This is a genomic window from Pseudomonas sp. NFACC14 (assembly GCF_900106885.1).
Lineage (GTDB): Bacteria > Pseudomonadota > Gammaproteobacteria > Pseudomonadales > Pseudomonadaceae > Aquipseudomonas > Aquipseudomonas fluorescens_AA.
Genome location: NZ_FNOA01000036.1, coordinates 1 through 19,861 on the forward strand (window position 1 = coordinate 1; position 19,861 = coordinate 19,861).

Here is a 19,861-nt window from a genome sequence, read left to right on the forward strand (position 1 = left end):
AACCTGGTGGGAGCGAGCTTGCTCGCGATGGCGTCGGTACATCCAGCCTCTATGGTGACTGACGCACCGCTATCGCGAGCAAGCTCGCTCCCACAAGGGCTGCGGTGAAATGAAAGTTCTGGGGCCACTGAAGATCAATTGTGGGTGAATGATCGAGCGCGCCAATACGCCACTGTTCCCGTCGGGCGGCGATGCAGGCAAGATGAAGGCCTGCAAGTCAGAACACAGGAAGCTGATCGTGACCGAAGCGTTTATTGTCGTTCAAACCGCCGAACAAGCCGTGGATCGTCTGGCGGCCCTGCACGAGCGTGCGACCACCGCGCTGAACCAGGCGCTGATGCGTTATCTCAAGGACCGCATCGAGCCGGATGCCGAACAGCGTGCATTGTTTCGCTACCCCGCCTTGCGCCTGACCTATCACTGCCACGGTGAAGTCCCGCAAACCACGCGGGCCTATGCCAAGGTCCAGTTGCCGGGCACCTACAGCGTCACCGTCACCCATCCCGCCGCGTTCCGTAAATACCTGCTGGAACAACTGGTCCCGCTGATGCACGACTTTACCGTCACCGTGGAGGTGGGCGTCAGCGAGCAGAACATCCCGTACCCGTACGTGGTGGAGCAGGGCGACGAACTGGCCGGTTCCGGCGTGACCGCCGCCGTACTGGCGCGGGTATTCCCCAGCACCGACCTGTCGGCCGCCACCGATGGCATCGCCGACGGCCTCTACGACTGGGAAAACACCGACCCGCTGCCCCTGGCGCTGTTCGATGCCGCGCGGGTGGACTTTTCCCTGCGCCGGCTGGTGCACTACACCGGCAGCGACTGGCGCCATGTGCAGCCGTGGATCCTGCTGACCAACTACCACCGCTATGTCGACCAGTTCATCGTCCATGGCCTGGAGCAGTTGCGCAGCGACCCGCGCTTTGTGCGCATGGTCCTGCCGGGCAACGTGATCATCGACAAGAACATGGACCATGGCGAAGCGTCGGCCATCGCTGCCGGCGTGGTCTGGCACCGTTACCAGATGCCGGCTTATCACCTGCAGACCAACGACGGCCATGGCGTGACGCTGGTGAACATCGGTGTCGGCCCGTCCAACGCCAAGAACATCACCGACCACCTGGCCGTGCTGCGCCCGCATTGCTGGCTGATGATCGGCCACTGCGGCGGGCTGCGGCAGTCCCAGACCATCGGTGACTACGTGTTGGCCCACGCCTACATGCGTCGCGATGGCATTCTCGACCGGGTAGTGCCGCCGAACATTCCGATTCCAGCCCTGGCCGAAGTGCAGATGGCGCTTCAGCAGGCGGCGGCGAACATCACCGGCGAGAAGGGCGATGAGCTGAAAAAGCGCCTGCGCACCGGCACCGTGCTCACGTACGACGATCGCAACTGGGAACTGCGCTGGGCCCAGGAGCGTCCGCTGATCAACCTGTCTCGCGCCGTGGCGGTGGACATGGAAAGCGGCACCATCGCCGCCCAGGGTTATCGTCTGCGGGTGCCCTATGGCACGTTGCTGTGTGTCTCGGACAAACCGCTGCACAGCGAGATCAAGCTGCCGGGCTCGGCCAACGCGTTCTATGAGCGAGCGGTCAACCAGCACCTGAAGATCGGCATCGAGGCGCTGGACCTGTTGCGCACCGAACTCAACTCGTTGCATTCGCGCAAACTGCGCAGTTTCGACGAGCCGCCGTTCCGCTGATCGGAGGGTGGTCATTTAACGGTCGGGCCACTAGCATGGTTGGCCCCGACCGTTAGATGTTGTATTCGCCATGCCCCGTCCTCCACGCCCTGCTTCCCGCCGCCCTGGCGCGAAGCTTCCCGCCGTTGCGCCGCGTCGTGTGGCCAAGGCTCCCCCGACCGAGCCCAAGCTGATCCTGTTCAACAAACCCTTCGACGTACTGACGCAATTCAGCGACGGCGAGGGGCGGGCGACGCTCAAGGATTTTATCGACGTACCGGGCATCTACCCGGCCGGGCGGCTGGATCGCGACAGCGAAGGTTTGCTGTTGCTGACCAACGATGGGCAATTGCAGGCGCGTATCGCCGACCCCAAGCACAAGCTGGCCAAGACCTATTGGGTGCAAGTAGAGGGAGAGCCGAGTGCCGAACAGTTGCAGCGTTTGCGCGAGGGTGTGGAACTGAACGACGGCATGACGTTGCCGGCCGAGGCGCGCCCATTGGACGAACCGCACTTGTGGCCGCGCAACCCGCCGGTGCGCTTTCGTAAAAGTGTGCCCACGAGTTGGTTGGAACTGGTGATTCGCGAAGGGCGCAACCGCCAGGTACGGCGCATGACCGCTGCGGTAGGCTTGCCGACACTGCGCCTGGTGCGGGTCAGGATCGGCGACTGGACGATCGAAGGGCTCGATCAGGGCCAGTGGAAGGAAGTGCCGGCGCGCTTATAACGCCCCAGACTCGATCAGGCCGATCACCACGCTCTTGATCACGAATGCTGCCACGCCAAGCCCCAGCACGAAAAACAGGATGAACGAGCCAAAACGCCCGGCCTTGGATTTCTTCGCCAGGTCCCAGACGATGAAGCCCATGAAAATGATCAGGATGCTGACCAGGCCGGTCATCATCCACTCTTCGAAAACAGCAGGATCCATCAGGACACTCCGGCGTGGGCGGGATTGAAAAGGCGCGGCGAGTATAAGGCATGGGCGGCGGGCGGGGGATTGGCCTGCGGCGGTGTGTCGCAGCTATTCATCGCCTTCTCGGTGGCGTGACTGCCCCGGACCCTGTGGGAGCCGAGCTTGCTCGCGATGGCGGCATTACGGCTGACAATGATTTGGCTGATCCACCGCCATCGCGAGCAAGCTTTGCTTCCACAGGGTTCATGGCGATATTCAGCTGCGCAGGTGAGTCAACGGCAACTCGGTGCTGTTGAGCACCTGGTTGAGCACAAAGCTGGAGCGCACGCTGGTGACGCCATCGATCCGGGTCAGGTGCCCCAACAGCAGTTTCTGATAATGGTCCATGTCCGGCACCACGACCTTGAGCTGATAGTCCGCGTCCATGCCAGTGACCAGGCTGCATTCCAGCACCTGCGGCAGGTTGCGGATGGCGGCCTCGAAGTTCTCGAAACGCTCGGGTGTGTGGCGGTCCATGCCGATCAGCACATAAGCCGTCAGGCTCAGGCCCAGTAGCTTGCGGTCGAGCAGGGCGACCTGGCGGGTGATGTAGCCGTCATCCTCCAACTGCTTGACCCGCCGCGAGCAGGGGGAGGGCGACAGGCCGATGCGTTCGGCCAGTTCCTGGTTGGAGATGCGCGCATCGCGCTGCAATTCCGCAAGAATGCTCAGGTCGTAACGGTCGAGTTTGCTCATCGGTCGGGCCTTTATCTTGATAATTGCGGAGGATTATCTATCCGGGGTTAAAAATTGCGCAAGTGATGTTTATTTCCGCAATCTTCGCAATCATCTGTCGGCACCCCAGGCTTATGCTTACCACCAAGATCACTGCTCGGACAAACAGTCCAGTGCGGCCCGCCCAATCAGGCCGGCTGCGGTCGCAGTACCCACCGGTACTGGCAGACCCCCGAGCTGCACACCGTCCAGAAGACGGCGTGAGGTGAGCCGACGTCATAAGCGTCGAGCACGGACGAAATTCTCAAGGGGAGGCCGACGGGTCTCCCCTTTTTATTGGGCGCAGACTCTGCTTTGGCTAGGGCGCGTCGTAACCGCAGGAGCGCAGGCGTTGGCGGGTCAGGCGTTTGTCTGGGTAGTCATCGCCCCAGTTCAGCTGCTGGTCATAGCGGGACTTGACGTGGGCGCAGGCCGCTTTGATTTTTGCGTCGGCCTCGGCCAGGGCCGTATCGGACAGGCGATTGATTTTCAGGCTCTGGAAGAAGGGCAGGATAAAGGCTTGATCCAGGTCGTAGCCCTTGGTGCCTTCGGGTAAGCGTTGGCCGGCACTGACCGAGAATGGTTGTTTCAGGCCGCTCTGGTTTTCCCAGCACCAGTAGGTGACGTCCTCTTCCCATTCCCCCGTTGGGCTGTGCCATATGTCGTAGAAACGCAGGCATTGCATGCCTTGCCGGGTGACCCAATCGATTCCTTCGGGACGTGCCTTGCTTGGGGTGAGGTCCATCAGGGCGAGTTTGTATTGCAGGAACTGCTCGGGAGAATAGAGCGTTCCTTCGTTCTTGCCATCCAGCAGGCTTTCGACGGTTATCCAGCGCGATGAGGCCAGCACGACGAGGTCATCGGAGCGAAAGCCGCCGGCAGCACTCGCCGACTGAATGTCGCGGACCTTGTCATAGTTGAAACCGCTTTTGATCGTGCCGCACGGCGTGCGCCGCAAGGGTCCTGGCAAGTCGTAGGAGAAACGTGGGCTCAGGGTCACCCGTTGTTCCCCCACTTCACACAACAACCGGCTCAGCCGTTTGTCGTCCTCGTGTACCAACGGCGCATGCCCGCAACCCCACAAGGCAGTGAGTAGCAGCGCTAAAGCAACAAACCTGATCTCCAACGCGAAGGCCTGTATGACCGATGCTCGTTCTCGTCCGGATGAAACCGACATACCTTCACTCCCTTGAATAACTCGCTGTGGCGCACGCCGGTTGGTGTTTTCGGCGAATAGAACAGTCCCTGTCGCCGACGAAGTCGGTGGGTATCTTAAATCTTGGGGGCAGAGCGGCAAATGCCTGCGAAATAAACCCCGTGGCTGATAATCTGTCGCAGAACCGGCCTGGGCTTTCCCAGTCTTATCATCAGGCCCTGAACCGTTGTGAGGAATTTCATGAAGTCGCGCATCTGGCGTTTGGCAGGTGTTGGTCTGTTGTGGGCAAGTGTCAGTGCGCAAGGAGTGGCCGACGATCAGCAAAACCGTGGCGGCCCGGACGGCGGTCGCGGCCAGGACGGGCGCGGCGGCAACGGCCAGGGTTACTCGGGCCAGCCGCGGCCGCAGAGCAACGAAATCATTCGGGGCGACAACAGTCGTCAGTTCGAGGTCACGCCGCAGAACCCGGGCGGACAACGCTACGATCGTCCACCGCAGGACCCTAACGCTCACGGTCGTCCGCCGCAGCCGTCGCCCGGCAACAACTTGCCCATCCAGGGCCGGCCCGACAGCGTGACCCAGACCCGCGACCCGCAACCGGGGTATTACCGCGATATCCCTCGGCGCAACGATGGCTATCCGAATGCAGGTCCAGGTCCGCGACCAGACCATGACGGTCGTCCCGGCCAGCATTGGCCCGGTCGGCCGGATGGGCATGGCAACGGTTGGGGCCCTGGGCCGCAATACCGTCCGGGTTATGTGATCGACCGTTTCCCGGATCGCAACTACCGCGTGCCTTATCGCGGCCAGGACTATTTCTATTCCGGCGGCTACTGGTATCGCCCGCAAGGACCGCGTTACGTCGTGGTGGCGCCACCGCGGGGCATCCGCACCCGTTACCTGCCCGATTACGCCCGGGAAGTGTGGATCGGCAGTTCGCTGTTCTTCCTCGCGGCCGGCGCCTATTACATCTACGAAGCCAATACCCAGGATTATGTTGTGGTCGATGCGCCGGTCGCCAACCCGCAGCCGCAACCCCAAGGCAACAGTTTCGATGTGGTGGCCTATCCGGCCAACGGCCAGTCGCCCGAGCAGGTCAATCAGGATGGCTACGACTGCTATCGCTGGGCGGTGCAGCAGAGCGGCTTCGATCCGCGCAACTACACCTACCCGCCGGCACCGGAAGTGGTGCAGACCTATCGCCAGGCCCAGGGCAGTTGCTTGAGCAGTCGTGGGTATCAGGTGACGTACTGAGTCGCCACAACCGAATCAGTCGGACACCTTTTTTCTGTGGCGAGGGGATTTATCCCCGCTGGACTGCGCAGCAGTCCCAAAAGCAACCGACTCGATCTGGCAAACCGAGTGGTGAGGTTTCAGGGCTGCTTCGCAGCCCAACGGGGATAAATCCCCTCGCCACGTTCTGTGTTCGGCATCACGCGCTGGCGCGCTTCACCACGTCCGACGGATCGGCATGCACCAGCACTTCGGCCTTCGGATAAGCGCGGTGGATGGCATCGGCGGCCTGGTCGCTGATGCCGTGGGCCACTGACAGGGTCAGGTCCCCCGGCAACTCCAGGTGCAGTTGCACGAACCAGTGGTTGCCCGAGACCCGCGTACGCAGGTCATGGGCGCCCAGCACGCCGGGCACCGCGCAGGCCAGCTCCAGCATGCGTTGGCTGACGTCCGGCGGCAGTTCTTCATCCATCAGCACCGCGAAGCTTTCCCGGGCGATCTGGATGGCGCTCCACAGGATGTACGCAGCGATCCCCAGGCCGAACCAGGCGTCGAGTTGATACCAACCGAACCCGGCCAGTACCAGCGCGACCAGGATGCTGCCGTTGAGCAGCAGGTCGGAGCGATAGTGCAGCGAATCGGCGCGCACGGCGTTGGAGCCGGTGGCGCGGATGACCCGATGCTGCAACGCCAGCAGCGCCAGGGTCAGCCCCAGGGAAAACACAATCACACCGACGCTGAGCCAGGGCGCCTCCACCGGCACCGGGTTCTTCAGGCGTTCGAAGGCCTGCAAGGCAATCAATGTGGCACTGCCACCGATGAACAGTGCCTGGGCCATGCCGGCCAGGGATTCGGCCTTGCCATGACCGTAGCGATGGTCATCGTCGGCGGGGCGCAGGGCGTAATGCACCGCCAGCAGGTTGAGCAGCGAGGTGACGCCGTCCAGGGCCGAGTCGGTCAGGCCGGCGAGCATGCTCACCGAACCGCTGAGCCACCAGGCCAGGGCCTTGGCGATCACCAGTGTGAGGGCCACGGCCACCGAGGCGCGGGTGGCCAGGCGCAGCAGGCGAGCGTGTTCGGTGCTGGTGGTCATGGCGCGGTCGTTCCTTCAGTGGCGCCGGTCATGCGGCCGGTTTGAGGCCGAGGGTGGCCAGTTGCTGCGCGCTGCCTTTGTGCTGGATCAGTCGAGGATCGTCCAGCGGGAAGCTGCGGCCCAGTTCGCGCTCCAGGATCGCCTGCAGTTTTTGGTTATTGACCGTGCCGTCTGGGTTGATGGCCGGCTTGAGTTTCTCTGGCTCGATCTGGACGCTGCGGCCCGGTTCGAAATAGATGGCGCCGGTGGCAAAGTCCACCGCGAAGGCGATCAGGCCGGGGATGATGTAGAACAGCAGGCCGACGGCATCGAGGGCGGCGATGGCCGGGTCGATCTTGCCGTCGATCTGGCCGCGACGGTCCGGGTAGAAGATCGAGCCACAGGCGCTGATTTGAGTCAGCAGGGAGGCGACCAGCACGCCACCGATCACGCGAAAGGGAATACGCATAGCAATCTCCTGAACAGGTAGTAGAGGCGTTGCTGGTTGGAGTCCAGACCACGCTAAACAGTTCGCCGTTATACTCGGCCCTCTGTTTTGGAGCCAGCATGATTTCTTTGCCGATCGATGAAGTTTTACCCGCTCTGCGTCAAGCCTTGGCATCACGCCACGAAGCCGTGCTCGAAGCACCGCCCGGTGCCGGTAAAACCACCCGTGTTCCCCTGGCCTTGCTGAACGAGCCCTGGCTGGCCGGACAGACCCTCCTGATGCTCGAACCCCGGCGCCTGGCGGCACGGGCGGCGGCCGAGCGGCTGGCCAGCGAACTGGGGGAAAAGGTCGGTGAAACCGTCGGCTACCGGATTCGTCTCGACAGCAAGGTCGGGCCCAGGACCCGCATTGAAGTGGTCACCGAAGGCGTCCTCACCCGCCGCTTGCAGGACGATCCGGCGCTGGAAGGGGTGGGGCTGCTGATTTTCGATGAGTTCCACGAACGCAGCCTCGATGCCGACCTGGCCTTGGCCTTGAGCCTCAACGGTCGGGAGTTGTTTCGCGAAGAGCAGCCGCTGAAGATCCTGCTGATGTCCGCGACCCTGGAAGGCGAACGCCTGGCCGGGCTGTTGGACAACGCGCCGATCCTGCGCAGCGAAGGCCGCATGTTCCCGGTGACGGTACGCTGGGGGCGGCCGTTCCAGCCCGGCGAGTTCATCGAGCCACGGCTGGTGCAGACCGTGCTCGAAGCGCTGCACGATGAAGCCGGCAGTGTCCTGGTGTTCTTGCCCGGGCAGGCGGAGATCCGCCGGGTCCATCAGCAACTGGCCGAGGCCTTGGGCGAAGACGGCAACGTCTTGCTCTGCCCGCTGCACGGCGAACTGGACCTCGCCGCTCAACGCGCTGCCATCGACCCCGCGCCACCCGGCCAGCGCAAGGTGGTGCTGGCCACCAACATTGCCGAAACCAGCCTGACCATCAATGGCGTACGGGTAGTGATCGACGCCGGACTGGCCCGGGTGCCGCGTTTCGACCCGGGCAGCGGCATGACCCGGCTCGACACCCAGCGCATTTCCCGGGCCAGCGCCACCCAGCGGGCCGGTCGCGCCGGGCGCCTGGAACCGGGGGTGTGCTACCGGTTGTGGTCCGAAGACCAGCATGAACAATTGGCCGCTTACGGTAGCGCGGAGATTCTGTCGGCGGACCTGGCCGGGTTGGCCCTGCAACTGGGGCGCTGGGGTGTGACGCCGCAGCAATTGGTCTGGCTCGACGTCCCGCCCGCCGCCGCGTATGCCCAGGCCCAGGACCTGCTACAACGCCTGGGCGCGCTGGAGGGCGAGCAACTGACCCGCCACGGCCAGGCCATGGCCGAACTGCCGGCCCATCCGCGTATCGCGCATCTGCTGTTGCGCGGCCAGGCGCTGGGGCTGGCGGACATGGCCTGCAACGTCGCTGCGCTGCTGGGCGAGCGCGACATTCTGCGCGGTGCCGGCGCCGACCTGCACAGTCGCCTGGCCTTGCTGTCCGGCGAAGAACGGCCGGCGCGCGGCGCTCAGGGCGGGGTGCAGCGGGCGCGGCAATTGGCCCGGCAATATCGCGGCTATCTGCGGAGCAAGGCCGAAGAGGCCGTGGCCGATCCCGACCATCCGCGCTGGCTCGGCGCGTTGCTGGCGTTGGCCTACCCCGACCGCGTCGCCCAACAGCGCCGGCCCGGCGGTGCGGAATATCGCCTGGCCAACGGCCGGGCGGCGCTGTTTGCCGAGGCCGACAGCCTGATGAAACAGGCGTGGCTGGTAATCGCCGACCTGGGCAGCCGCCAGGGCCAGCGGGAAGAGCGGATCTACCTGGCGACGGATTTCGACCCGGCGCTGTTCGATTCGGTGCTGGCCGAACAGGTCCGTGTGGTGGATCAACTGGATTGGGATGAACGCGAAGGCGTGCTGCGGGCCGAGCGCCAGCGCAAGGTCGGCGAACTGGTGCTCAGCCGCGAACCGTTGACCGGCCTGGATGAGTCAGCCCGTAGCCAGGCCCTGGTGAACCTGGTGCGGCGCAAGGGCCTGGAATTGCTGCCCTGGACTCCGGAGCTGCGGCAATGGCAGGCGCGGGTGGCGTTGTTGCGTGGCCTTGACCTGGAGGCCAAGGGCGAGAGCGAATGGCCAGACGTCAGCGACGCAGCGCTGCTGAACACCCTCGAACACTGGTTGATGCCGTATCTGGGGCGAGTCTCGCGTCTCAGCCATTTCGCCAACCTGGACCTGTCGAGCATCGTCCACAACCTGTTGCCCTGGCCGTTGCCGCAACGCCTGGACGAACAGGCCCCCCACCATTTGAGTGTGCCCTCGGGCTCGTCGATCCGCCTGGACTACAGCGAACATCCACCGATCCTGGCGGTGCGCCTGCAGGAGCTCTTCGGCCTGGCCGACACCCCGCGCATCGCCGGCGGCCGTCAGGTGGTCAAGCTGCACCTGCTGTCACCGGCACGCCGGCCGGTACAGGTGACCCAGGACCTGGCGAACTTCTGGCGCAGCACCTACGCCGAGGTGAAGAAGGATTTGAAAGGGCGCTATCCCAAGCATTACTGGCCGGACGATCCGCTGGTGGCGGAGGCGACCGCGCGGGTCAAGCCGCGTAAGGCCTAGCACCCCGTATCACAATGGCTACTGCAGATGCCTCGCGACGATATCTGCAATCAAAAGGCCTATTTTTTCGGAAAAGGCCACGGATACCTGGCCGTTGGCATACTGGATTCTGGCCGGCGCGAGGGATTCGTCGCTTTCGGTCACGCCCTTGACCACGGCATAGCCATTGACCGAGACGGTCAGGCGAACTCGCTTGACCGGCAAGCCTTCTCCAAAGTCCTTTTGCAAGACGTCCGCTGGGACAATGCCTGAAATCCTCGGGTCCGACAGTGGTGAACTTGCGTCTCTCTCGTAGTGGTTGAAGAACCGCTCGATGAGTACCCCGTCTACCTGTTCGAAGGTGAACGCCAGGTTGTCGAAAAGTCGTTGGGGGTCAAATGCTTGTGTTCTCAGGCAGAACGTCAAGACCTTCAAGATGATTTGCGACCCTTTGAAGTCCGGGTCATCTACCGCTGGGTGGGTGCTTTCGGAGAAATGCAGCCGGGTCAGATACAGGGCATCGTCCTTGACCAGGATGTTCAAGTCGATCCTGGGGGGCGTGGGTTTTATCCCGATAGATTTAATGCCATACCATTCATAAAATCCGCCGAACCGGTCATGAATGGGGGTGTTGGGTTTGCGCCCGTTGTTGATGTCGGATTCGTAATACAGCATGTTTGAACACAAGGACTCGGCCAATTCTTCAGTTGGCGAGATATGCGTCCAAGGCCATTCATCCAGGGGGGCGAAGCGTTCGTCTTCCGTTTCGATCTGGCTCTCTAGATAGTTTGTCCCGGAACCGGCGAGGTAGCAGGTACCAAAGTTCTGGGTGGTCATCGTGGCTTCGGGACGGTGGGTATAGGCGCACTTGCCACCTTTTCCATCCAGCAGAACGCCCAGCATGTGGAATGCACCCGCAGTCCGGCCAATGCCCATCAGAACCTGGTCGATCGTGTTGGCATCGATCATGGCGTCGGGTTGATAGCAGAGCTTGATATCAATCGACTTCGCAAGCGCCACCCAGAACTCATAAGCCGATCGGCAATCCCCTGCAAAGGCGAGCATGCCGCTGTTGTTCGGCAGGATGTAGGTTTTTCGACCCATGCGCGCGATATGAAACGGCCCGTCAGCGTCATGCCAATCAGTGGGTATCAGCCCCAGCGAAGGAACCCACACGGACATCGACTGGCGCTTGTCTGGACCGTCCGCGCTGATCAAGCAGTCGGCGATCAAGTGTGGGTCATTCTCGGGGTTGATCAGGGCGATTACCGTCATGGTGAGATTCCTTTCAAGGCATGGCTGGCAACAAAAAACGCGCAATCACCGGTAAATGGTCGGAGATGCGCAAGGTGTCATCCTGGCGCACCTGGGCTTCGACCCGTTTGATTCGCGGGCTGTAGAACAGGTAGTCGACGGTGCGATCCGGGCCGTTGAGGCCGGGGTCGTTCGGGTAATGGGTCAGCCAGTGCTCGCGGTCGATGCCGCTGGCTTCGTTGTTGGTGGGAATCATCGGGTATTTGTCCCACAGCAGGTGCAGCGGGCTGTCGGCGGAATAGGGCGTGCGTTGCTCGGACGGCAGGCGTCGGTACTGGCCCAGGGGCAGCAGGTTGAAGTCGCCGCCGATCAGCCAGGGCGTGCCTGCGGATTCGAATTTGTCCAGTGCCTGGGTCACGGCGGTGATTTGTCTGGGCAGGGTTTCGTCCGGTTCAGTGGCCCGTTCCAGGTGCGTGTTGAGCACCGCCAGCTGGCTGCCGTCGCTCAGCGACAGATAGCTCACCAACAAGGCATTTTTCGGCTGGAACTGACGGCTGATGACGTTGGTGTCGGCCACCGGCAGTTGCACCCGTTCGGCATGGTCGATGCGGTAGCGGCTCAGGGTCGCCAGTTGCCGGCCGACGCTGCCGAAGATGTGCGGGTCGGGGATGAAGTCGGCTTTCCAGTCGAAGGCGCTGGTGCCGCACGGATAGAGGTCGGCGAGGCGTTCCTGCAACAGCTTGAGCTGGTCCTGGTAATCGCTGGCCTTGGCGCCCTTGTCCAGTTCCTGGAGCAACACGATGTCCGGTTGCTCGTCGCGGATGACCCGGGCCACTTCGTCGAGACTGAAGGCCATGTCTTCCAGGGTCGGGCTTTCATCGTCGCCCTGGGCCAGGTCGTGCCAGAACACGTAGCGCTTGCCGGCGAGGAACTGGACGTTCCAGGTCATCACCTTCAAGGCTTGGCCGGGTGCCAGCGCTGCCGCATTGGCGGTGCAACTGACCGGCACGCTTTCCCGGGGCTCTGGCCGCCAGGTCAGGCCGTAGATCGACAGGGCGGCCAGGCTGAGGATCAACAGCAGGCCCAGCAAGGTGTGGCGCAGTAGACGGGTCATGGCTCGGCTTATGGGCGAAACGCAAAAGTGCTCCCGAGCATAACCGAGAGCGGTTCTCAAGCCCAAGCCCAGGGCTATCGCCGAGTGCGATCAGCGGCGCTCGGGCTTGGCTTCGATCAGCATGAACAGGCGAAACAGCACCACGGTGGTGAACAGTTGCAGGAAGCTGTGGACGCTTTCGATCAGCAAGCTGACCGCGGGGTTCTGTGGCGACGGATACACCGAGACGCTGGCGCCCTTGAGCAGCCACAGCGGGCCCATCACCGCGAGAATGCACAGCAGGATCCGCCAGAAGTTGCCGCGGGACAGGTTCAGGCTTTCCTTCATCGCCGCCAGGGGAGGCAGGCCCCTGAGCACCAACAGGTATTCGCCGAAGGCCAGGGTCACCATCAGCCACAGGCCCGGCAGGAAGTACAACGACAGTCCCACCAGGATCAACAACGTGTTGAGGGCCGTCAGCAAGGCAAAGCGTGGCCACAGCGTGAGGGCCGTTGCGAGCAGGTCCCGGGTGCGTGGTGCTTCACCGCGGCTGCGGGCGTCGAGAAACAGGATCAGCGCGGCGGTGTACAAGGGGTACACCAGCAGCCCGACGATCACGCTGTAGCCGGGAAAGCCGTCGGGGTCGAGGGCGCTGTCCACGCCTTGCTGCAGCAATGCCTCGAGTATGACCAGCGGCAGGCACAACTGGGCGATCCGGCCCAGATGGCGCTTGAAGAAATACAAAGAGTCGCGCAGCACGTCAAACGGATTCATGAGTCGGTATCGCAGTTGAAAAAGCGGTCCGACACTTTAACCGATCAGGCGCCCGCACAAGCAAACGTAAACATCAGGTAAAGACCATTGAAAGCTTTCCGGCGAACCCCATTACTGATGGGCACCGGTCTTCGGGATCGGAATGGTTTCTACCCGGCAATCGAATGAGGTCGCCATGAACAGCGAAGAACAAACCCTGATCGATGGACTGTTTTCACGGCTGCAACAGGCCGAAAAGGATTCAGCCCCGCGCGACGCCCAGGCCGAGGCGCGGATCAAGGAACACCTGGCGAGCCAGCCAGCGGCGGGCTATTTCATGGCCCAGGCGATCCTGGTGCAGGAGGCCGCGATCAAGCGCCTCGATGAGCAGAACAGGCAACTCGCCCAGCAGGTCGAGCAATTGCAGGCTGAACTGCAACAAGCGCGCAAGCAAGCGCCGGCACCCAGCGGTGGCGGTGGTTTCCTCTCGAGTATTTTCGGCGGCAGCCCGCGGGATTCGCGCCCGGCGAGCGCGCCGGCCGCCAGCGGTGGCGGTTGGCGCGAACCGGCGCAACCGTCCTTCAATGCCCCTGCCCAACAGGGCTTCGGCGCGCCGCCCGGCAATTATGGCGCACCGCAGCAACAGGCCCCGGCAGCGGGCAGCTTCCTCGGCGGCGCCCTGAAAACCGCCGCGGGCGTGGCGGGCGGCGTGATGCTGGCCCAAGGCATCAGCAGCCTGTTCCACAGCAGTCAGCAACCGCAGGAGATCGTCGAGGTCATCAAGGAAGAACCGGCGCAACCGGTCAACGACACCGCAGGCAACGGCTGGGGCGATGACCCGCGCGTGGCCGACAACGACGCCTACGGCAGCGACCAGGGCGGGTTCAGCGACGCGGACTACAGTGACGATTCATCTTTCTTCGGCGACGACGACTCCTTCGTCTGACCTGCCATTCGTCCGGGGCGCCCTGGCGCCTCGCGCCGATTATTCGCGGAACAATCCTTCGGGCTGGCATACTGGGCGACTTTTCGGCCCTGGTGGGCTGCGTACGTGTGCATCCAAGAGGAAACGCGGTGAAAAAAATTGCAGTGTTCGCCGATGTCCAGAACCTCTATTACACCGTGCGCCAGGCTTACGGTTGCCATTTCAACTACGCCGCGCTGTGGGCCGATGTCAGCAAACAGGGGCAGATCGTCGAGGCCTACGCCTATGCGATCGATCGCGGTGACAGCAAGCAGCAACAATTCCAGCAGATCCTGCGCAACCTGGGTTTCGTCGTGAAGCTCAAGCCCTACATCCAGCGCAGCGACGGCTCGGCCAAGGGCGACTGGGACGTGGGCATCACGCTGGACATCATGGACGCCGCCGACCATGTCGATGAAGTGGTACTGGCCTCCGGCGATGGCGATTTCGACATGTTGCTCGAACGCATCATCCAGAAGCACGGTGTGCAAGCCGTGGCTTATGGCGTGCCGGGGTTGACCGCCAACTCGCTGATCCGCGCCGCCAGTCGCTATGTGCCCATCGAAGGCGCGTTGCTGCTCAAGAATTGATTTTCACGGAGTTCAAAAGGTTTGGAACGCATCGCAGTCATCGACTTTGAAACCACCGGGATCACTCCGAGCAGCAGTTGCCGGGCCACTGAGATCGCGGTGGTGATGCTCGAACAAGGCCGGATCGTCGACCGCTACCAGAGCCTGATGAATGCCGGTGTGCGCGTCCCTGCGTTTATCGAGCAACTGACCGGCATCAGCAACGCCATGCTGCGCAGCGCACCCTCGGCGGAGAGGGTCATGAACGAGGTCAACGAGTTCGTCGGCATCACGCCACTGTTGGCCCACAACGCCGCGTTCGACCAGAAGTTCTGGGATTTCGAGCTGGGACGTATCAAACGCACCCGCTTGCAGAATTTTGCCTGCTCACTGTTGCTGGCCCGGCGCCTGATGCCGGCGGCGCCGAACCACAAGCTCGGCACGCTCAACGCGTTCGCCGGCTTGCCCCACACCGGCCAGGCCCACCGGGCCATGGCCGACGCCGAAATGGCCGCCAACCTCACCGCGCACCTGGCTTCGCAACTGCGGCAAAAACATGGGTTGCGGGAGTTGTCCCATGATTTGCTGTGCAGTTTGCAGAAAGTGCCGGCGGCGAAGATCAACGAGCATCTCAAGCGCCATCGCGGTTTCTAAACACACCGCCGGACAACTGTGGGAGCGAGCTTGCTCGCGATAGTGTCGGATCAGTCAGCCGCTCTGTGACTGACACTCCACCATCGCGAGCAAGCTCGCTCCCACAGTTGATCAGTGTCATCTCCCATTGCCTTCCAACTGCCCCAACGGCACGCGCTTTTCAATGGCGCTGGACAGCACGATCGACGTCTTGCTGAAACCGAACTTGGCAATGCGGTTGATCAGCTCTTCCAGCTCGGGCATCGAGCCAACCGCCGCTTGCATGATCACGCACGGGTCCCCGGTGACCCGGTGGCATTCGGTCAGTTGTGGGATCTTGTACAGTTCGTCGTAGGTCTTCTGGTTGCCGTGCTGGTTCATTCGCAGTTCGATGACGCACTGCACCGGCAGACCGATCTTCGCCATGTCGACTTTGGCTTGATAACCGGTGATGACACCGCTGGCTTCCAGTTTGCTGACCCGTTCGGCCACGGCGGGGGCTGACAGGTTCACTTTGCGGGCCAGTTCGGCGTAGGACGCACGACCGTTTTCCAACAGAGCGCTGAGCAACATGCGGTCGTATTTATCCACGGTTTGGCTTCCTGTCGGCGCGACTTTCGAAAGCGCGCTTTATAGCGCTGATCGCCGTGTTTTGAAAAGTGTATGGCCTGGATAAACAGGTTTTGTAGCTTAATTTCCGCCTGTCGCCTTTCTAGAATAGCGTCTCTCATTGTCCTGACTTCGAGCTGAACATGCCTGGCCCTCGCCGTTTTCCCCTGCCATTGATCGCTGCCTTCTTTGCCTTGTACGTCATCTGGGGTTCGACCTACCTGGTGATTCGTATCGGTGTGGAGCATTGGCCGCCGCTGTTGCTGGCCGGGATTCGTTTTGTGCTGGCCGGTTCGCTGATGTACGGCTTCCTGCGCTGGCGCGGGGCGCCGGCGCCGACCTGGGCGCAATGGAAGGCCGGGGCCATCATTGGCGTGCTGTTGCTCAGTTTCGGTAACGGTGCGGTCAGTGTGGCCGAGCACACAGGTGTGGCGTCCGGGGTCGCGGCGTTGGCGGTGGCGACGGTGCCTTTGTTTACCTTGCTGTGCGGATATTTCTGGGGCGCGCGTAATACCCGTCTGGAATGGGCGGGGATTGTGCTGGGGTTGATCGGCATCGCCATGCTCAACCTCGGTTCCAATCTGCAATCCAGCCCGTTGGGGGCGACGTTGCTGGTGTTCGCGGCGGCCTCCTGGGCCTTCGGCTCGGTGCTCAGCAAACACCTGCCGTTGCCGGCCGGGGCGATGGCCAGCGCCGTGGAAATGCTGGTGGGCGGTGTGGTGCTGTTGATCGGCAGCGTGGCCAGCGGTGAACACCTGGACAGCATGCCGCCGCTGGAAGGCTGGTTCGCGCTGGCGTACCTGACCTTCTTCGGTTCGATCATCGCTTTCAACGCCTACATGTACCTGCTCAAGCATGTGCGTCCGGCGGCGGCCACCAGCTATGCCTACGTCAACCCGGCCGTGGCGGTGCTGCTGGGCATCGTATTCGCCGGTGAAACCATCGGCATCGAGGAGGCCTTGGCGATGCTGGTGATCATCAGTGCGGTGGTGTTGATCGGTTTGCCGCAGTGGCGCAAACCCAAGCCTGCGCCGGCCGTCTCCTGATTTAGGGTAAACTGCCGCGCATTGCACATCTTGCGCTGATTTTTCCTACGGTATTTCCATGACTTTCGCCACCCTTGGCCTGATCGAACCCTTGCTGCGCGCCCTCGAGACGCTCGGCTACCAGACCCCGACTCCGGTTCAGGCCCAAGCCATGCCGGCAGTGCTCGCCGGTCGCGACCTGATGGCCGCGGCCCAGACCGGTACTGGCAAGACCGCCGGTTTTGCGGTGCCGCTGTTGCAGTTGCTGACCACCGAAGGGCCGAAGGTCGCGGCCAACTCGGTGCGGGCGCTGATCCTGGTGCCGACCCGTGAGTTGGCGGAGCAGGTCCATGAAAGCGTGCGTCAGTATGCGCAAAACCTGCCGCTGAGCACCTACGCGGTGTACGGCGGTGTCAGCATCAACCCGCAGATGATGAAGTTGCGCAAGGGCGTCGACCTGCTGGTCGCCACGCCGGGTCGCTTGCTCGATCTGTTCCGCCAGAATGCGCTGAAGTTCAATCAACTGCAGACGTTGGTGCTGGACGAAGCCGACCGCATGCTCGACCTGGGCTTCTCCGAGGAGCTGGCGAATATCTACAAGGCCCTGCCGAAGAAGCGCCAGACCCTGCTGTTCTCGGCGACCTTTTCCGATGCGATCCGTTTGCTGGCCGGGCAGATGCTCAACGATCCGCTAAGCATTGAAGTGAGCCCGCGCAACGTGGCTGCCAACACCGTCAAGCAATGGGTGGTGACGGTGGACAAGAAGCGCAAGGCGGAATTGTTCGTGCACCTGATGCGCAAGCACAAGTGGAAGCAGGTGCTGGTATTCGCCAAGACCCGCAACGGCGTCGATGCGCTGGTGGAAAAACTCCAGGGCCTGGGGGTCAACGCCGACGGTATCCACGGTGACAAACCCCAGGCCACCCGCCAGCGTGCGCTGGACCGTTTCAAGGCCAGCGAAGTGCAGATCCTGGTCGCCACCGATGTCGCCGCCCGTGGCTTGGACATCGAGGATTTGCCGTTGGTGGTGAACTTCGACCTGCCGATCGTGGCCGAGGACTACATCCACCGTATCGGCCGCACCGGCCGGGCGGGCGCTACAGGACAGGCGATTTCCCTGGTCTGCGCCGATGAAGTGAATTTGCTGTCAGCTATCGAGATGTTGACCCGTCAGACGTTGCCTCGCCAGATGGAACAAGACTTCGAGCCTGAGCACCGCGTGCCGGACACCGATGCCAGCGGCCAGGTGATCAAGAAGCCGAAAAAGCCGAAGAAACCGAAAGCCTCCGGGGGGGGCGGCAAGCGCAACCTGGGCAAGTGGGTGGACAGCGGCGATGCGGCGCCGGTGGAGCCTTCGGTCAAGCCGGTGCGCAAGGTGCCGGTGTTCAATACCGGGCCGCGTAAGAAAAAGTAATCGGCGAGCAACCTGCGTCCAGCCGCGCAAGTACTCAAGAAATGACATTCCCTTCGTACCGTTCGTCGCGCCGGGGGCGTTGATTCGACCGCCACTCACCGGTGTCTGGAGGGGCGGGCCGCGGCGCTGTTCGTGTGTGACCAGGGTGTAGGAATTTTTCCATCTTTTGCAAAGACGGGGATTTGTCCTATGAGCAAGCTGCCACGTCTTGGTAACATGTCTTACATATGGAGTTCTTCATTTCGTTGGGAGTGGTTGGGTTGATGGGTGTGGTCGAAGCAAGTATTGCGAAATTGAAGAGTAAGGATGCGGTAATCGGGATTGTAGGCCTTGGTTACGTCGGGTTGCCGTTGATGCTTCGCTACAACGCTATCGGTTTCCGTGTCTTGGGTATTGATATCGATACCGACAAGGTGGCCAAGCTCAATGCGGGCCAAAGCTACATTGAGCACATTGCCAGCAGCCATATCGCCAATGCGCGGGCGACGGGCTTCCTGGCAACGAGCGACTTCAGCAAGGTCAGCGAATGTGATGCGCTCATTCTGTGTGTACCGACGCCGCTGAACAAATATCGCGAGCCGGACATGAGCTTCGTGATCAACACCACCGACGCCATCAAGCCTTATCTGCGCGCCGGCCAGGTGGTTTCGCTGGAAAGTACCACCTACCCGGGAACTACCGAGGAAGAGCTCTTGCCTCGTGTCGAGGAGGGCGGTCTTGTCACCGGCGAAGACATTTTCCTGGTCTACTCCCCTGAGCGCGAAGACCCGGGCAATCCCGACTTCGAAACCCGGACCATTCCCAAGGTCATCGGTGGTCATACCCCCAATTGTCTGCAGGTTGGCATTGCACTTTACGAGCAGGCCATCGATCAGGTCGTGACGGTCAGTTCGACCAAGGCCGCCGAGATGACCAAGCTGCTGGAAAATATCCATCGCGCGGTGAACATCGGTCTGGTTAACGAGATGAAGGTCGTGGCCGACCGCATGGGCATCGACATCTTCGAAGTGGTTGATGCAGCGGCTACCAAGCCCTTCGGCTTTACCGCGTATTACCCTGGGCCCGGGCTGGGCGGCCATTGCATCCCGATCGATCCGTTCTACCTGACGTGGAAGGCTCGCGAGTACGGCCTCCATACGCGCTTCATCGAGCTTTCCGGCGAAGTCAACCAGGCCATGCCGGAGTATGTGGTCGGCAAGTTGATGGACGGCTTGAACAATGAAGGCAAGGCACTCAAAGGCAGCCGGGTGCTGATCCTGGGGATTGCCTACAAGAAGAATGTCGATGACATGCGTGAATCCCCATCGGTCGAAATCATGGAGTTGCTCGAAGCCAAGGGCGCCGTTGTCGCGTACAGCGACCCGCATGTCCCGGTATTCCCCAAGATGCGTGAACACCATTTCACGCTGTCGAGTGAGTCGCTCACGGCGGACAACCTTGCGTCGTTCGACGCGGTGATTCTTGCCACAGACCATGAGAAGTTCGATTACGAGCTGATCAAGGGCTCGGCTCGCCTGATCGTCGACAGCCGTGGCAAGTACCGTACGCCTGCGGCGCACATCATCAAGGCCTGACAGCCTGTCTACAGGGGGGGCCAGCAGGAGCGGGGGCTTGCGCTTGCCCTTCCTGAAGGTCCCGCTTCGAGGCAAATACCCCTTTTCTGAGGTCTT

At 62.2% G+C, this 19,861-nt stretch carries 19 protein-coding genes; 10 read left to right on the forward strand and 9 right to left on the reverse strand.

Annotated features, from left to right (window positions below):
- Positions 1–202: 202 nt before the first annotated feature.
- Both amn and BLU85_RS28915 read left to right on the forward strand, forming a co-directional pair.
- Entirely contained in the window at positions 203–1,702 is a 1,500-nt protein-coding gene (gene amn / locus BLU85_RS28910; protein WP_162491255.1) for an AMP nucleosidase, read from the forward strand.
- A 139-nt stretch (positions 1,703–1,841) separates the two neighbouring features.
- A complete protein-coding gene (locus BLU85_RS28915) occupies positions 1,842–2,408 on the forward strand; it encodes a pseudouridine synthase (protein WP_170847672.1) in 567 nt (188 codons plus the stop codon).
- On the opposite strand, the gene BLU85_RS28920 is transcribed toward BLU85_RS28915, so the two are convergent.
- From BLU85_RS28920 to BLU85_RS28930, 3 genes are all read right to left on the reverse strand, one after another.
- The gene (locus BLU85_RS28920) at positions 2,403–2,612 is read right to left on the reverse strand and encodes a DUF2788 domain-containing protein (RefSeq protein ID WP_003185724.1); all 210 of its coding nucleotides are present in this window, start codon (positions 2,610–2,612) and stop codon (positions 2,403–2,405) included. The two genes, BLU85_RS28915 and BLU85_RS28920, sit on opposite strands and share 6 nt — an antisense overlap.
- Before the next feature lie 240 nt (positions 2,613–2,852).
- Positions 2,853–3,332, reverse strand: a complete 480-nt coding sequence (locus BLU85_RS28925; RefSeq protein WP_003185723.1) for an Lrp/AsnC family transcriptional regulator — start codon at positions 3,330–3,332, stop codon at positions 2,853–2,855.
- A 337-nt stretch (positions 3,333–3,669) separates the two neighbouring features.
- Positions 3,670–4,527: a hypothetical protein gene (locus tag BLU85_RS28930; protein WP_256572909.1), complete on the reverse strand. Its 858-nt coding sequence runs from the start codon at positions 4,525–4,527 to the stop codon at positions 3,670–3,672.
- A 219-nt stretch (positions 4,528–4,746) separates the two neighbouring features.
- On the opposite strand from BLU85_RS28930, the gene BLU85_RS28935 reads away from it, so the two are divergent.
- Positions 4,747–5,760: a DUF6515 family protein gene (locus BLU85_RS28935; protein WP_092205256.1), complete on the forward strand. Its 1,014-nt coding sequence runs from the start codon at positions 4,747–4,749 to the stop codon at positions 5,758–5,760.
- Between the two features lie 178 nt (positions 5,761–5,938).
- Here the strand turns inward: BLU85_RS28935 and BLU85_RS28940 are convergent, their stop codons facing one another.
- Complete coding sequence (locus BLU85_RS28940; protein WP_092205257.1) at positions 5,939–6,832, reverse strand: cation diffusion facilitator family transporter; 894 nt, start codon at positions 6,830–6,832, stop codon at positions 5,939–5,941.
- Positions 6,833–6,860: 28 nt separating this feature from the next.
- On the reverse strand, positions 6,861–7,280 hold the full coding sequence (locus BLU85_RS28945) for a hypothetical protein (RefSeq protein ID WP_060740501.1): 420 nt from the start codon (positions 7,278–7,280) through the stop codon (positions 6,861–6,863).
- Between the two features lie 98 nt (positions 7,281–7,378).
- Between BLU85_RS28945 and hrpB the strand changes: the two genes are divergently transcribed.
- Positions 7,379–9,898 carry an ATP-dependent helicase HrpB gene (gene hrpB, locus BLU85_RS28950; protein WP_092205258.1) on the forward strand — a complete coding sequence of 840 codons (2,520 nt, stop codon included), beginning with the start codon at positions 7,379–7,381 and terminating at the stop codon, positions 9,896–9,898.
- Positions 9,899–9,916: 18 nt separating this feature from the next.
- Here the strand turns inward: hrpB and BLU85_RS28955 are convergent, their stop codons facing one another.
- The 3 genes from BLU85_RS28955 to BLU85_RS28965 form a co-directional block, all read right to left on the reverse strand.
- Positions 9,917–11,152 (reverse strand): hypothetical protein, encoded by a 1,236-nt coding sequence (locus BLU85_RS28955; RefSeq protein WP_092205259.1) that lies wholly within the window; start codon positions 11,150–11,152, stop codon positions 9,917–9,919.
- A 13-nt stretch (positions 11,153–11,165) separates the two neighbouring features.
- Positions 11,166–12,245 (reverse strand): endonuclease/exonuclease/phosphatase family protein, encoded by a 1,080-nt coding sequence (locus BLU85_RS28960; protein ID WP_060740504.1) that lies wholly within the window; start codon positions 12,243–12,245, stop codon positions 11,166–11,168.
- Between the two features lie 90 nt (positions 12,246–12,335).
- A complete protein-coding gene (locus BLU85_RS28965; protein ID WP_092205260.1) occupies positions 12,336–12,998 on the reverse strand; it encodes a YciC family protein in 663 nt (220 codons plus the stop codon).
- 175 nt (positions 12,999–13,173) lie between these two features.
- Between BLU85_RS28965 and BLU85_RS28970 the strand changes: the two genes are divergently transcribed.
- The 3 genes from BLU85_RS28970 (at position 13,174) to BLU85_RS28980 (ending at position 15,164) form a co-directional block, all read left to right on the forward strand.
- On the forward strand, positions 13,174–13,923 hold the full coding sequence (locus BLU85_RS28970; RefSeq protein ID WP_092205261.1) for a DUF2076 domain-containing protein: 750 nt from the start codon (positions 13,174–13,176) through the stop codon (positions 13,921–13,923).
- 128 nt (positions 13,924–14,051) lie between these two features.
- Complete coding sequence (locus BLU85_RS28975; RefSeq protein ID WP_053182045.1) at positions 14,052–14,531, forward strand: LabA-like NYN domain-containing protein; 480 nt, start codon at positions 14,052–14,054, stop codon at positions 14,529–14,531.
- A 21-nt stretch (positions 14,532–14,552) separates the two neighbouring features.
- Positions 14,553–15,164, forward strand: a complete 612-nt coding sequence (locus BLU85_RS28980; protein ID WP_092205262.1) for a 3'-5' exonuclease — start codon at positions 14,553–14,555, stop codon at positions 15,162–15,164.
- Positions 15,165–15,281: 117 nt separating this feature from the next.
- On the opposite strand, the gene BLU85_RS28985 is transcribed toward BLU85_RS28980, so the two are convergent.
- Positions 15,282–15,734, reverse strand: coding sequence for an Lrp/AsnC family transcriptional regulator (locus BLU85_RS28985; protein ID WP_092205263.1), 453 nt, complete (start codon positions 15,732–15,734; stop codon positions 15,282–15,284).
- A 161-nt stretch (positions 15,735–15,895) separates the two neighbouring features.
- On the opposite strand from BLU85_RS28985, the gene yedA reads away from it, so the two are divergent.
- The 3 genes from yedA to wbpA all read left to right on the forward strand — a co-directional run bounded on the left by yedA (position 15,896) and on the right by wbpA (position 19,765).
- On the forward strand, positions 15,896–16,798 hold the full coding sequence (gene yedA, locus BLU85_RS28990) for a drug/metabolite exporter YedA (protein ID WP_060740508.1): 903 nt from the start codon (positions 15,896–15,898) through the stop codon (positions 16,796–16,798).
- A 58-nt stretch (positions 16,799–16,856) separates the two neighbouring features.
- A complete protein-coding gene (locus BLU85_RS28995; RefSeq protein WP_092205264.1) occupies positions 16,857–18,191 on the forward strand; it encodes an RNA helicase RhlE1 in 1,335 nt (444 codons plus the stop codon).
- 263 nt (positions 18,192–18,454) lie between these two features.
- Positions 18,455–19,765, forward strand: a complete 1,311-nt coding sequence (gene wbpA / locus BLU85_RS29000; protein ID WP_092205281.1) for a UDP-N-acetyl-D-glucosamine 6-dehydrogenase — start codon at positions 18,455–18,457, stop codon at positions 19,763–19,765.
- The last annotated feature ends 96 nt before the right edge of the window (positions 19,766–19,861 follow it).

What these genes read in the sequence shown, in the direction of transcription:
- amn (WP_162491255.1), top strand. Translation starts at nt 203, where the DNA reads ATGAAGGCCTGCAAGTCAGAACACAGGAAGCTGATCGTGACCGAAGCG.
- BLU85_RS28920 (WP_003185724.1), bottom strand. Translation starts at nt 2,612, where the DNA reads ATGGATCCTGCTGTTTTCGAAGAGTGGATGATGACCGGCCTGGTCAGC.
- BLU85_RS28925 (WP_003185723.1), bottom strand. Translation starts at nt 3,332, where the DNA reads ATGAGCAAACTCGACCGTTACGACCTGAGCATTCTTGCGGAATTGCAG.
- BLU85_RS28930 (WP_256572909.1), bottom strand. Translation starts at nt 4,527, where the DNA reads ATGTCGGTTTCATCCGGACGAGAACGAGCATCGGTCATACAGGCCTTC.
- BLU85_RS28935 (WP_092205256.1), top strand. Translation starts at nt 4,747, where the DNA reads ATGAAGTCGCGCATCTGGCGTTTGGCAGGTGTTGGTCTGTTGTGGGCA.
- BLU85_RS28940 (WP_092205257.1), bottom strand. Translation starts at nt 6,832, where the DNA reads ATGACCACCAGCACCGAACACGCTCGCCTGCTGCGCCTGGCCACCCGC.
- BLU85_RS28945 (WP_060740501.1), bottom strand. Translation starts at nt 7,280, where the DNA reads ATGCGTATTCCCTTTCGCGTGATCGGTGGCGTGCTGGTCGCCTCCCTG.
- hrpB (WP_092205258.1), top strand. Translation starts at nt 7,379, where the DNA reads ATGATTTCTTTGCCGATCGATGAAGTTTTACCCGCTCTGCGTCAAGCC.
- BLU85_RS28955 (WP_092205259.1), bottom strand. Translation starts at nt 11,152, where the DNA reads ATGACGGTAATCGCCCTGATCAACCCCGAGAATGACCCACACTTGATC.
- BLU85_RS28960 (WP_060740504.1), bottom strand. Translation starts at nt 12,245, where the DNA reads ATGACCCGTCTACTGCGCCACACCTTGCTGGGCCTGCTGTTGATCCTC.
- BLU85_RS28965 (WP_092205260.1), bottom strand. Translation starts at nt 12,998, where the DNA reads ATGAATCCGTTTGACGTGCTGCGCGACTCTTTGTATTTCTTCAAGCGC.
- BLU85_RS28970 (WP_092205261.1), top strand. Translation starts at nt 13,174, where the DNA reads ATGAACAGCGAAGAACAAACCCTGATCGATGGACTGTTTTCACGGCTG.
- yedA (WP_060740508.1), top strand. Translation starts at nt 15,896, where the DNA reads ATGCCTGGCCCTCGCCGTTTTCCCCTGCCATTGATCGCTGCCTTCTTT.
- BLU85_RS28995 (WP_092205264.1), top strand. Translation starts at nt 16,857, where the DNA reads ATGACTTTCGCCACCCTTGGCCTGATCGAACCCTTGCTGCGCGCCCTC.
- wbpA (WP_092205281.1), top strand. Translation starts at nt 18,455, where the DNA reads ATGGGTGTGGTCGAAGCAAGTATTGCGAAATTGAAGAGTAAGGATGCG.